Origin of the sequence: Paenibacillus sp. 7541, assembly GCF_002276395.1 — a bacterium.
Classification (GTDB): domain Bacteria; phylum Bacillota; class Bacilli; order Paenibacillales; family Paenibacillaceae; genus Paenibacillus_AQ; species Paenibacillus_AQ campinasensis.
On sequence record NZ_NQLZ01000018.1, the window covers coordinates 1 to 13,693 of the forward strand.

Annotated in this window: 9 protein-coding genes; 3 read left to right on the forward strand and 6 right to left on the reverse strand. The window is 54.6% G+C overall.

Annotated features, from left to right (window positions below; all coding sequences use genetic code 11):
- The coding region (locus CHH75_RS12165; RefSeq protein WP_141235836.1) for a Gx transporter family protein at nt 1-385 on the reverse strand (385 nt) is incomplete at its 3' end.
- Nucleotides 369-749: a NusG domain II-containing protein gene (locus CHH75_RS12170; RefSeq protein ID WP_095264307.1), complete on the reverse strand. Its 381-nt coding sequence runs from the start codon at nt 747-749 to the stop codon at nt 369-371. The genes CHH75_RS12170 and CHH75_RS12165, both read right to left, overlap by 17 nt.
- A 150-nt stretch (nt 750-899) precedes the next feature.
- Between CHH75_RS12170 and CHH75_RS12175 the strand changes: the two genes are divergently transcribed.
- The gene (locus tag CHH75_RS12175) at nt 900-1,958 is read left to right on the forward strand and encodes an FAD:protein FMN transferase (protein ID WP_095264306.1); all 1,059 of its coding nucleotides are present in this window, start codon (nt 900-902) and stop codon (nt 1,956-1,958) included.
- A 259-nt stretch (nt 1,959-2,217) separates the two neighbouring features.
- Nucleotides 2,218-2,970 (forward strand): Crp/Fnr family transcriptional regulator, encoded by a 753-nt coding sequence (locus tag CHH75_RS12180; RefSeq protein ID WP_095264305.1) that lies wholly within the window; start codon nt 2,218-2,220, stop codon nt 2,968-2,970.
- Between the two features lie 259 nt (nt 2,971-3,229).
- Here the strand turns inward: CHH75_RS12180 and CHH75_RS12185 are convergent, their stop codons facing one another.
- The 4 genes from CHH75_RS12185 to CHH75_RS12200 form a co-directional block, all read right to left on the reverse strand.
- Nucleotides 3,230-6,340 carry a beta-galactosidase gene (locus CHH75_RS12185; RefSeq protein ID WP_095398278.1) on the reverse strand — a complete coding sequence of 1,037 codons (3,111 nt, stop codon included), beginning with the start codon at nt 6,338-6,340 and terminating at the stop codon, nt 3,230-3,232.
- 236 nt (nt 6,341-6,576) lie between these two features.
- Nucleotides 6,577-7,938 carry an alpha-L-fucosidase gene (locus tag CHH75_RS12190; RefSeq protein ID WP_095398279.1) on the reverse strand — a complete coding sequence of 454 codons (1,362 nt, stop codon included), beginning with the start codon at nt 7,936-7,938 and terminating at the stop codon, nt 6,577-6,579.
- Between the two features lie 396 nt (nt 7,939-8,334).
- Nucleotides 8,335-9,816: a DUF3502 domain-containing protein gene (locus CHH75_RS12195; RefSeq protein WP_244908112.1), complete on the reverse strand. Its 1,482-nt coding sequence runs from the start codon at nt 9,814-9,816 to the stop codon at nt 8,335-8,337.
- Nucleotides 9,817-9,984: 168 nt separating this feature from the next.
- A complete protein-coding gene (locus CHH75_RS12200; RefSeq protein ID WP_095398280.1) occupies nt 9,985-12,261 on the reverse strand; it encodes a helix-turn-helix domain-containing protein in 2,277 nt (758 codons plus the stop codon).
- 472 nt (nt 12,262-12,733) lie between these two features.
- On the opposite strand from CHH75_RS12200, the gene CHH75_RS12205 reads away from it, so the two are divergent.
- On the forward strand, nt 12,734-13,660 hold the full coding sequence (locus tag CHH75_RS12205; protein WP_095264299.1) for an ABC transporter permease: 927 nt from the start codon (nt 12,734-12,736) through the stop codon (nt 13,658-13,660).
- Nucleotides 13,661-13,693: the final 33 nt, after the last annotated feature.

Sequence of the window (13,693 nt, forward strand, 5' to 3'; positions counted from 1 at the left end):
CCAGCAGCTGACCTGCGTTATGCGCGACCCCTCCGGCTACGCTCACCCCAATCAGGCTGAAGCTGCTCCTTCCCAGGCGCAGCATCGCAAACATCAACAGGAGGCTGCACAGAGAGCCGAGCAGACTGAACATAAAGGTCGAGAAGGTGCCAAGGATGAAGGCGGTCAGCAGTGTTTTTAGCAAAACAAGCCACAGCGCATCCCTTCCGCCCAGCGTGACCAGACAGGTCAGTACCATAATATTGCCCAGACCGAGCTTCGCTCCCGGAATCGTAACAGCAAAAGGAATGAGCGCTTCAAGCACCCCTAGAACGACGGACAGCGAAGCGCAGATGGCGATGATCGTCAGCCTGCGCAGCCCTTGCGGATCATGAAGCTGTGCCATCGACATCCACTCCTTGCCCGTCCGAAGGCTCAATCTCGATAAACATATGGTTCGGCAGACATACGATCGTGTCGCCCGGCGTATGCACGTGGCCAAAGCCGATGCACAGCTGGTCCGGACAATCCGCCTCGACTATCTCGATCCCGCCCTCGGATATTTTCAACCGATTATAGCCCCGCTCCGTACGAATCTCGATCTCCTGCACCTCTTCTGTCAATTGAACGGTCCGATACAGCTCCCCGTTGACCTGAATGCGGGCTACCGCCGCTTCAGCCGTCTGGGTGCCCCCAAGCAGCCGTGGAACTGCGAACAGGGCAACCGCAGCCAACAGCACAACGCCAATCCATACATCGCCACGTTTCATCGGTCCTCACCACTTTCTCTTTATATGTTCATTATCAACCGCCAAAGATGCGCCAGAAATGATATTTCTCACATGCAGCCGCATCATCGTCTGGTACGCTGGGATCATCAAAACAGATCATCAACCTTGAGCTTAAAAGGAGATGCTGCTATGTTTCGTTATCGCAGATGCTTGGGGATCATCGTGATCATTCTCGCGCTTCTGGGATCCACCGGCTGCGGTGCCCAAGCGGGTTCAATCGAATCCGAGTCCCGGCTGCCGATCTCCGATCACTACTTTATTTTTGATACGATTGTCAACCTCCGCGTATATGATGAGCGCATAACGCCGGAGCATTTTGCCGAGATGAAGGAGCTGCTGGATGGCATCGACGGGAAAATGAACCGTTTGCGGGAGGGCAGCGAGCTGGACCGGGTCAACCAGAACGCCGGGCGAAGCCCGACACCGGTGTCCGATGAAACGTATCGGATTGTAAGCACGGCCCTGCAGTATGCTGCAGCCTCCGGCGGACATTTCGATCCGACCGTCGGCCCCCTGGTCGAGCTCTGGGGGATCGGCAGCGAGTCAGCGGCCGTTCCCGACCAGCAGCAGCTGGCAGACGCCCTGCAGCTGATCGATTACACCTCCATCTCGCTGGATGAGAGCAGCCATTCCATCTCGCTTCCGCAGGCCGGAATGTCGCTGGATCTTGGCGCGATCGCCAAGGGGTACGCCGCCGATGTGCTTGCAGCTTATTTAAAGGAGCAGGGATTCGAGTCCGCCATCATCGATCTCGGCGGCAATATTCTTGCGCTGGGAGCCAAGCCGGACGGCTCCTCCTGGAGCATCGGCGTGCAGGATCCGGAGCAAGCGCGCGGCCAACACCTTGGCGTTCTGAAGGTCAAGGACAAAACGATCGTCACCTCCGGCGTCTACGAGCGCTTTTTCGAAGAGCAGGGAAAGGTGTACCACCATATTCTAAGTCCATTTGACGGGTATCCGGTGGACAATGACCTGCAGAGCGTCACGATTGTCACGGAGGGCTCCATGGATGCGGACGCGATGTCGACCGCAGCCTTCTCGCTCGGGATGCAGGAAGGGCGCAAATTCATTGAGCGTCTGGAGACCGCGGAGGCGATCTTTGTTACGAAGAATCGGGAGATCTATGTTACCTCGGGACTCAAGCAGGGTTTTCAGCTGACGAATGATACTTATCGGCTCATGAACTAAGGCACCCCGGACGCCGCAACATTCATATCCACGGCATCCGGTCAAAGCAGCCCTGCGTGTGCTTCACTCCGTTAATCATTCACGGCATTTATTATGATCATCAGCGAAGCTTGATCTGCCATTCATGTCTTCAGTTCCTTAGTTCCTTATCACGATGCCCATGCCGCACACCGAACACCATCGCTGAAGTACGATTCATGTTGAAGTACAGCTTCGATCGAAGAGAAACATTCAACCTGTATCAGGGAAAGGAGAGCCTATGAAAAAACACGCACAAACACAGACACGCTCGCGCAGAGAAACGCTGCCGCCTGCGGGTGGATCCACGGCCGTGTTCTCCCCGGCGCACCTCCAGACATTGCAAGATATAGCTGAGCCGGTACGGCTGCTTGCCGGGGACTATCTGTACCGGGAGAACGACCCGGCCAATCGCTTGTATCTGGTGAAGAAGGGAAGCTTCAAAGTATCCAAATTGCTTGCGGACGGCGCCGCTGTCACCTTGTCGCTTCATATTCCCGGCGATTTGTTCGGCGAGCCCGATCCCGAGCAGACCGCTGTTCACCGCTTTGAGGCCCGTGCTCTGGAGGACGCCGAAGTGCTGATCGTGCAGCGTGAGGATCTGGACAAGCTGATCGTTACCAGCGGTTCTTTTGCCTTGGAATTCACGAACTGGATGGCACTGCTGCACCGGACGACCCAGGCGAAATTCCGCGATCTGCTGCTGTTCGGTAAATCCGGCGCCCTCTGCTCACTGCTGCTCCGGCTATGCAATATGTACGGGACCTCCAAGGGGGATAGCGATTCCGCCATGATGATCAGCAAACGCATTACCAATGCGGAGATGGCTGAGATGATTGGCTCAACTCGGGAGAGCGTAAACCGGATCTTGAACGATCTGCGCGGGCTCGGCGTCATCACCACCGAGAAAGGGCGCATCATCCTGAAGAATCCCGAGTATTTGCGCAATATATGCCACTGCGAGGACTGTCCCAAGGAAGTCTGCCGCATGTAAAATACGACAGCCCGTCAATAACGAAGCCCCTCTTGGAACATGGATGAAAGATCCACGTTCCCAAGAAGGGCTTCTATTCTGCATTTCTATACCGCCCGGGTCATCCACGAACGGAACTTCTCTATAGGATTGCTCGTCTCTTCCCCTGTCCCGAGGCTCACCATTCCCTTGTTAGCCTTGGGCCTACTGCACAACAGGAGCATGAAGCGAAAGTGCTGTCAGGTACTTACTCGTCCTCGTAGAGTTCGCCCCCCGCCCCTTATCTGCGGACAGCCTGGATGGAAACCTCCTCCGGCCGGTATACCGTCCGGACGCGCCCATCCCCATCCGTCGTAAACATGACGGTGCGTTCACGCTCCAGCGTAAAGGCATACGCCGTTCCCGTCACCGGATCACGAACTTCAAGCTCCGCGCTCGCTCCATACTCGGATACAAAGATATACAGGCTTCCTTCATTAAATGTCAGCTTGCGGCCGTATACTCCTGGTAATCCGGCACCCTTAAGCCATTCCAGCTCCTGCTCCGCTCCGGCAGCCTGGATCGCTTCCTTGTACAGTGCCTGGATCGGCTCCCAGCGTTCGTTAAGCTCGACCGGCAGCGGACACCAGATGAATTGACCCGCGCCAAGCGATACCGTAACCGGCGCCAGTGCGCCTTCAGGGCGGTCAGGTGAGCGATCCACGGCCAGTGTGTTGATCTTCCGCTCCCCGAAGGAGACCGGATAGCTGCCTTCAGCCAGCATCAGCATCTCTTCCCGCACAATATTGCCGTTCACGGTCTCGCCGATCTCCTGCTTCAGCCGCTGCCCGGCATCGCCCCAGTACGCATCTGTACGAAGCGGGCCTGTCCACAGGACCGTGCTGCCCTCCTTCGCCAATGCGATCAGCTGCTCGAAGGCATCGTCATCGAAGTTATGAGCGCTCGGGACAATGATCAGCTTCGCCGGATAACGCTTCAGGTCCTCCAGCTGATATTCGCCGATGCCCCGCGGATGCACGTTCATGCCGAAGGTCAGCGTCCGCATCGCCCGGGTTGTAGCCTCATAGGCGAATTTGCGGCTGGAGAAGTCATTGGAGTACGGGAACACCACCGCGATATCCTCCAGCCTGCGGTCGCCGAACAGCTCCGCCGCCTCCGCCATAAAGCGGCCAAAATCATATGACACATCCGCTTCCGGCTTCTGGGTTCCATCTGCACGCAGCGCACCGATGTTCGATTCGTTGGCATTGTCCATGAAATAGTTAATGTTCCATATCCACTGCACCGCTCCTGCGCCGCCTGTCGAGAAGGCATACGCATATTTCCGTTCCAGAATATTGCGCAGCTCTTCCTCCGTACGCTTGGCGATGCCGTCAGCACGCTGTACATGCATGATGCCCGTCTCCTGAATCAGGTTGGGCTTGTCCGGCGTCTTGGTGAAGATACCGTCCCAGGCCAGATGATCGTTCTGCCACCAGGAGTGCACGGTCGTATAGTCCACGGCAGGGCCATAGAAGGACGGGGACGGACGCTGGGAGCAGATGCCCTCATCCTGCCCGACTGTCACAAGCTGATCCGGATCTGAGCGGCGAATCGTGCCGATCAGTTCCGAGGCCCACCGGTTGTGCATATCCATTGAGAAGAGCGTGAAATCGAGCCAAGGTCCCCATTTCTTCGGTTGAAGCACACTGTTGAACAGCTTGTCGTCCGGACTTGGCGCTTTGGCCGCTTCGAATGTCGGCAGTTCGTCCGGCGTCATGTTCCAGCGCTCCTGGAGCAAGCCGATGTCCCCGTTGTAACGCGCATGCAGCCACTCGGCCCACGCCTTGCGCTCAAAGCGGTCGCCAACCGAGACCGGGCCTTCGAAGATGCGCTTCGGATCAAACAGCGACGGCTCGTTGATCAAATCCCAGTGTACGTTGGTCGTCCCTTTGTGCCGCGTCACAATCGAAGCGATGAAGCGCTTCTGAGCCTCAACCGAACGCGGATCAAGGTACGGATTGACCCCTTCCCAGGCTTCCGGCGCAAACGAGAAGAAGGTAAACGTCACCTCGATTTCATGCCGCTTGGCTGTCAGGATGAAGGCATCAATCGCCCGCATGACATCCTCGGCCGCATGCCCGTCGGCAAACATGATCATGCGATACCCCGTCCAGATTCCCGTACGGATCAGATTGATCCCGGCCCGCTTCATTTCCGCCATATCCGCATCCCAGCGCTGCACGTTCGGCAGATGCAGGAATTTACGCGCCACATCAGAGGTCATATACGTCATGCCAACAATCGGCACCGGCTTTCCGCCCCGATAGAAATAGTCGCGACCGCAAGTAAGCCGTTCACCCGATTGCAGGAGCGGACGATCCACGCCCCAGATCGCCTGGGTCAATATTCTGCGTTCCCCGGCCTCCGACTTCGCTTCGCACACGATCCGGTACAGCCCTGCTTCCAGCGCAACCGGAACGGCCAGACGCAGCTGCTGTAAGTCCCGCTGATGCGGGCCTGCTTCACATTCCACCCGGGTTGACCACGCTGCCTTCGGAGCCCCTTCCTTCAGCACCGTCACCTGGAAATGCCAGGTTGTGGCTGGCGCTGATGTGCGGGACAGCGACTGCAGCTGAATGGTCACGACCGGCTGCTCGCCCGGCTCGTAGGAAGCATAGTTTGGCTTAAGCCATAGCTCTGTCACGCCGGTTGCTGCATACTGCGCCAGCTCCTTCAGCACCGCAGCTCCCTCTTCGTTCCAGAACGGCGCCCCGAGCTGCTGATGGATCAGAATCCAGCGGCCTCCGGCATAATCTCCCTTGTTCTGCTCCAGCATCACCACAGGGGCACTGCGCTCCCGATTGTCCTTGTCCACCCCGATAACAAGCGGAGAGATCACCGCATCCATCGGGCCGCAGGAACCCATCTCTGCCGGAATATCGCTCGATTTGGTCGGATGCAGCGTCAATCCCCAGGTCGGCTCGATCTCGAAGAGATGTTCGCGGCCCTGCAGGATTGGGAATTCGAACGACGCTCTCAAATGTCGAACGCGGGATACATCAACCGCGAGCGCGTCATGAATGTCCATCCGCTGATGATAACCGACCTGCTCCCGTTCGACGAACCACTGACCGTCCACTTTCCGCACCGGTTTCCGGAACGGGACGCCGCCGGCATAGACCAGCCCCCCGCCCTCCTTCAGATACGACTCGATGGCTGTCCAAGCCTGCTTCGGAAAATATGGACCGTGCAGGTGAATGAGCGCATCCCATCCGCCCTCCTGAATTCTCTCGGCAAGCTGCTCCGCATCGGCGAGATCGGCCCAACTCTGAATCTGGTTCAATACTTCTGCAGTCGGGCGCATCCCGTCATATGGAAATTTCTCATCATAAAATAACAGCATTTTCATCGACTATTCATCCCCTTGATTATGTTGTCCGTGATCCTCCTGCGCTGCTCGGACGACGCCGCGGTCATCCCATCAAGCCGCGCAATTCGAGGGCGCGGCTTGGTCTGCTCGTGCCAGATATGCAGCGAGCGCGACATGCGGACTTCCGGAAGCCGCTTGACCGCCCTCCGGCGTCAGCCCCCGTCCCAGTCCCGCTGCGGTTAGGGAGTAGTTATGGGCAAGCTGCCCGGATACACTTACCTCGGCTGTCCATCGACATAGACGGAGGTTCCCCGCGACCGGGCCCAGTCCGCAATTCTGGCCGGGTCTCCCGTCCACAATCGCTCACGTCCCCACTGATTCGTCTCCGGTCTGCCCTCACACTCGATACGGATCACCGGAAACAGCGCGGTAGGCCGCTCCTTCGGCAATCCTTCGATCCACAGCACATCGCCCTCCTGGCGGAATTCGAGCTTCTGCCCTGTCGTAAGCAGCGTAACGCTGCGGACAGGCGTTACCAGATCCGCCAATCGAAGCACAGGTCTGCCATCCCAGAAGCGGATGATCAGATACAGATAATTGTCCTTCATCGTCTGGCGTCCGTACGTGATGAACTCGGTCAGATTCCCGCCGTCAGAGCCATAGATCGCTTCCCCGTGCACCTCCAGCCATTGTCCGATCTGAAGCGCACGCTCCACAAATTCCGGCGGCAGCTGGCCGTCTGGCTGAGGCCCGACGTTCAGCAGAAGATTGCCTCCTGAAGCTCCGCCCTTCTCCGCGCATTCGCACAGCATATCCAGCAGCAGATCAGCCGGACGCCATCGTTCGCCATTCGTATAGCCCCACAGCCGCCAGGTCGTCACCTGGTTGGATTCCCACAAGCGGTGCTGGTCAGGCTCAATCACATGCTCCGGTGATCCGAAATCGCCAAGGACGTCGGAATCTCCGGAGCCTCCGCCGCCATCGGCATGCGCCTTTTCTTCCGGAGAGAGGCCCAGACGATTGTTCACCAGAATGTCCGGCTGAATCTGCTTCATTCGTTCCACCAGTCTGATGCTGTCCAGATCCTCCGCACTTCTTGGCCATACCCCGTCAAAGAAGAAATGGTCAATCCGGCCATAGTTCGTTACCAGCTCCTCAACCTGGGCATGCAGATAGTCCTTCATCACCGCCCAGCCCTCAGGGTCCTTCTCAGGTCCGTCAAAATAGGCCGGTATCCGCCAATCAATCCAGGAATAATAAAGGCCCACCCGCAGTCCTTCCTTCCGGAACGCCTCCGTAAACTCGCGGACAAAATCCCGGCCCGCTGCCTGCTTGGCACTGGAGTAATCGGTTGTCTTCGTATCCCATAGACAATAGCCATCATGATGCCTTGTGGTCAGGCATGCATATTTCATTCCCGCCTTGCGAGCGGTATATGCCCATAACTCTGCGTCGAAAAAAGCAGGGTTCCACTCGCATGCCTGGCGGGCGTATTCCTGCTGGTCCAGGTGCTCCCGGAACAGTACCTGCTCGCCCCGCCCGTACTGGGCATAAGGCCCAAAATGAATAAACATGCCGTAACGGCTGTCTGTGAACCACTTCCATCCCTCTCTGAACGTTCGCTGCTGTTCTGTCATATGTTATCCTCCTTCAGATGCACGCGCGCACCCTTTATGAACTCGCCGCTGACAACAGGGCCGCTATCATCTTCACAAATTTCATTTCCGCTTCGAACCTGCAAACTTCATCCCTTGCATATACAAACCTCATCCCGATCATTACGGGATCTAGGCATGGTTATGCCCATACTCTAGCTTGAACAGGGCCGGTTTGAACAGTTTACTTTTGAGGGAAAACTTCAATTTTGGCAAATCCCCGTAAATGCAACATAATCCCCGATTTTGAAGTCGATTCTGTGCCTGTGCATCCCCTCTTTGCACACGATAAAAAAGGGCGCTTGCCGTTGTAAGAACCGGCAAGCGCCCTTCGTTATGCATTCATCCTGATGCTATCATGTCGTTAAGCTCCAATTATTATTGGCTTGCTTTCCATTCTTCGAACTGGGTTCTGAATTCATCGACCACTTCATCCAGTCCGGCAGCCTTCATTGCCGACATCATTTTATCGTAGTTGTCCTCATAGCTTACAACACCGTGCATAATCGGATATACACTGGTCTTCAGCTCAGCCACAACGTTGGCATATTGAGACGCCACTTGTGTCGGGTCGAAGGTGAAGCCGATCGCCACACTGTTGACAGCATCATCAGCGATCGTCGTTCTGCGCTCCAGACGAGCCTTGTCCATATTGCTTGGATAACGGTTCATCTCAACATGACCAACCAGCCAGTAAGCCAGCTCATAGGCCGGAGATCCATTCTCTGTCTTGGCAAGAATGTCCTTGGTGTTCTTGCCTGTGTCCTCCCAGTGCACGCCCTTTACGCCGCTTTGTACAATATCCATGTTCTCCTGGCTGCTATACACCCAGTTCAGGAACTGGATCGCAGCTTCCGGATGCGGGGACGTTGCCGACACACCGTTCGAGTTGCGGATGGCATAGGATCTGAACTTCGGCTGATCTGCCAGATAGTAAATGTCCAGTTGGGCATTCGGGAACGACTCGCGAACGGTATCGCTAAGTCCCACATCGCCCGGACGGAACAGGTAGCGCCCTGCCAGCTCTTCCTGGTTGATGACCTCGCCCGGTGTTGTCAGCAGGTCGCTCATGATCAATCCGCGGCGATACGCCTCGTTCATGAACGCTGCATCTTGTTTGAACTCCTCGGTTTCCAGCCAAGACTGTACATTGCCCTGCTGGTCAATGTAGATCAGGTTGTCGATTACTGCAAACGGGAACGTATCGTACGTCCGGTGCAGGAAATATGCTGGCTCCTCCAGCACTTTCATGTATACATTCTTGTTGTCCTGAGGCCAATTCTTCTGGATCGCCTCAGCGGCATCCAAGAGCTCTGCCGGCGTAGTTGGCGCTTCAAATCCGTTGTCCTTCAAGAGATCCGTCCGGATGGTGAACATGCCATCGTTAAACGCCGTATCTGCCCAGAAGTTAGGCACATAGCTGATTTTGCCGTTAATCTTCGATGACTCCCAGATCCACTCTGGCATGGAAGCCTTCAGTTCGCTTCCGTATTGATCCAGCAGCTCGTCGATTGGAATAATTCCTCCGTTACCGGCAAGCACCGTTGGTCCTTTGGTATCATGCATGATGGCAATCAACTCAAATTCCTCGCCCGTCGACATCATCAGGTTTGTCTTCTGGTCCCATACATCCCATGGAATGTAGGTTGGCTCATAGGTCAGATTAAGACCGTCCGCCTCGAGCTTCTCGTTAATCGCCTTAACCGCGGTATCCAGATCCTGTGGAGCTGAACCCGGAAGCAAATAGCGAACCGGCAGCTTGGCACCGCCACTGCCATTGTCACCGTTGCCGCCGCTGGCCGAGCTGCCGCTTCCCGCGTCGCCCCCTCCGGAGCATCCTGCAATTACAGTGGCCAACATCAAGACAGCTAACAAAAGTACTGACACTTTCCTTTTTTTCATGCCTGTCTCCCCCTGACTTCAATTTTGTTTGACCTGCGGTACGATTCCTATCATAAGGAGACAACTTTAATTACGTATACTTCAAAATCGTGAATTTCTCGATTTTAAAAACGGCGAATATGTTCACTACTGCGCTTTTTTGGCGGCTATCGCATGTTGGCTTCGGAATTGCGCGGGCGAGATCTGATAGTGCTTTTTAAACAGTGTGTAAAAATAGGTCGTATTCATAATACCGACCTGTTCACTGATCGATTGGACCGATTCCTCTGTCGTGGTGAGCAGCTCCTTCGCCTTCTCCAGACGAACCGCATTCAGGTAATCGTTGAAGGACAGCTCGCAATGCGCTTTAAACAGTTTGCCGACATAGCTTCGGGAGAGCTTGACCTCCCCAGCGACCTGCTCGAGCGACATATCCGGCCGGGAATAGTGTTGCTGCACATAGGCCTGGATGAAATCAACAACCTCCGCATGCCGCACCGCCCCGGATTCCTCGGACAGGCTGCAGATTCGGACAGCAAGCTCCTTCAAGGCAGCTGCCGTCTCCTGCAACGTCTCAAAGCGTGTAATATCCCGGGTAAATTCGAGAAACAGCTCGGCACTCTCCCGGTTTTTTACGGAATGCACATTCAACTGCTTGTACAGACCGCCGATGAACTGATTGATGAAAAACATCACCTCATGGTAGCTGTATCCGCGAATGTCCTTCACCCACAAGTCGATTTCCTTCTCCAGCTTGTCCAGCTGCTGCAGCTTGATCGCCTCGACAATCCGCTTCTCCCGCTTATCCGGATATATCGCCTCGGTCTGACTGTCTTCCTCCACCACCAGCGGGTCACAGTGGAATACCTTGCCCTTTCCTTCAAAAAACCGCTGGCGGAAGCAAGACTGCGCATATCTGAACGATTCGCGGAGCTCATCGTAATTCTCCGCCACCGAACCGATTCCAATCGTGACCGACAGTCCAAGCGTGCGTGCAATTTCCCCTTGCAGATCCTCGAGCATCCCGACCAGATGGATCGGGAGATGCTGATGCTTCAGCGGCAGAATGACAGCAGCCGTGCCTTCTTCCACCGCGGCCACACTGGCCCCTTCGGACTCCAGAACCTGCTGAGCAAGGCGTGATATGGCTGCACAGGAATATGACTTCCGTCCTTCTTCGTCTCCTGCCGGCAAGCCGTCCTCACTATCAAGCAGAATGGCAATGGCCACGAAGCAAACGCCTTGACTGTGCTCCACCAGACGCTGGAACATCCGCTCATCGCCGCCCTTGAGCAGCCGCAGCACCAGCGCTTGTCGGGCGAGGGAGGCTTCCGATTCCATGGACCGCATCTTCTCGGTCAGCTCGGCATAGGTGGTGTCCAATAGATCGAACTCGTTGATCTGGCGGCGAACCCCCTTGGATTTGGATATGGACGTCATTTTCTCAAGCAGCTGACGGATCGGATTATAAGCGTTGTTCGTCAGCCAGAACGACAGCAGAATGCTGATCGCGAAACAAGCGAATGCCAGGCCAAGCGCAGCCTGCTTCAGCGCCTGCATGTTGAACAGCACATTCTGATATTTATTGACACTCATAAAGATCCAGTTTAAATCCTTGGATTTCACATAGGTGACAATGCTTTTGCGCCCGTCAATCGATTTGGTGAAATAGCCGCTCTCCTTATCGGAAGCCAGGATGGTCTGTACATAAGGCTCTTCCGACAGGTTATCGATGGAGGTTTCTTCCGAGTGGGTCATCACGTTGCCGTGATCGTCAATAACGTACAGGGAGCCGATCGCCTCATTTCTGTAGCCCCCGATCAGATCCTGAAGTCCGCTTGTGCTCATGTTGATGACGATGGCGCCTTTGGCAGACAAGGGGGAATAGTAGCTGGGAAGCAGGACAAATGTCAGTACATCCTCTTTTCCTTTGCCCATCGCGGCCATCGATAGCTGACGGCGGAACAGCTGGAAGTACGACGCATTCTTGCTGTTAATCTCCCCGAGCAGCTCTTCCTCCTCCTCAAGCGTGATGCCCTTGGTATTCAAATACGAGTGAGTGGAGCCATTGTATATGCCGATCGAATGAATGAATGGGTACGTGGACTGAATCTGGCCCAGCTTCGTGAATACCCCATACTGCTTCAGCGGTGTAGCTTCCTTGTCCAATAGGGCATTCACGATCTCCTGATCGCTAAGCAGCAAATTGCCGACATTATACACCTGCTCCCGAATGACGCTGGAGACGGCACTGTTCTGTTTCAGCATGGACTCGGAGATCTTTCCTACTTCTTTCGCCGTACTCCAGGAGAACAACACAAACAGGACTACAGTCACAAGAGCAATCATGGCCGCCGTAAGCAATACAAAGCTGAGAAACATGTTTCGGTACACAGCATAACGGAATAATCTCTGTCTGATCATTTTCTCCCCCCCTTGCTATCTTCGTTGAAGTTTATTTGCCGCCACTTTATTCTCTCTATAGTTGACAACAAACGTAAGGTATGAGTTAATTTCATGTAACTTCAATGTAACTACTATCAAAGTGAGATGGAGTATGGATCCGGTTGTGCTTTACTCTCATCTTACAATTGCTTATCCCATTGGGCAATATGAAAACGCATTCTAAAAAATGTCGGATATTGGCGACAAAAACGGGACACTCCCTCAAGAATGCTGTTATATCAAGGTCTTTCGGCCCATATTCAATATGTGAACCCCGTTTTTTGATGCTCAAATTTGAAGTTTTTATCGATTTTTAAAGTGATCTTTCTTCCCTTCCAATCCGCTCAAACCCTATTTTCATAGTTTACTGCTCACGGCAACTCTCTTTACACTGAAAGCAGAAACTTCGACCTGCAGACGACATACTCAAGTGAAAGGAAGTGCCTAGTTCATGAAAAAAAACCGCACCGGCCTTCTGCGGGAACTCCGCAATAATGGCTCAGCCTATCTGTTGGTCATTCCGGCTGCAATCTACACGCTGGTATTCGGTTATTTAACCCTCCCTTACATGCTGATTGCCTTTCAGAAGTTCAACTTCAAGACAGGAATCTTCAATTCAGAATGGGTGGGCCTCGATAACTTCAAGTTCTTCTTCTCGTCCCCCCGGGCGTGGGAGGTTACCTTCAATACGTTGAAGCTGAATTTCCTGTTCATTGTCGTCGGCACGCTGGCCGCGATGGCGCTCGCCATTTTATTTAACGAGCTTCGGAGCCGCTGGTTCTCCAGAGTGACCCAGTCCACCATTTTGTTTCCGCATTTTCTGTCTTGGGTCATCGTCAGTTACATTATTTACAGTCTGCTGTCCACCGATTACGGCATTATCAACCGGGTTCTGGCCATGTTTAACATTTCGCCGGTCAACTGGTACGCTTCTCCGGAATATTGGACCTGGATTCTGACCATTGCCGCTGTATGGAAAGACCTCGGGATGAATCTGGTCATATATTTGGCCGCGATTACCGGCATTGATGACAGCTATTATGAGGCAGGTCGAATCGACGGCGCGACACGCTGGCAGCTTATTCGCCATATTACGATCCCGTTGATGCTGCCGACGATCTCCATCCTCACCTTGCTGGCGCTCGGCAAAATTATGTACGGCAGCTTCGACATGATCTACGCTATCGTCAAGGACAACGGTCTCTTGTATCCGACGGTCGACGTCATCGATACCTATGTGTTCCGCTCCCTCCGTACGATCGGCAACCCGGCCCAGGCAATGGCCGTTGGTCTGTATCAGTCCGTCGTCGGCTTCATCCTGGTATGGGGCAGCAATAAAATCGTGAAGAAAATCAATCCGGATCATGCATTGTTCTAATCGATCCGCAACAGCTCGGAGAGGAGTGAGAAC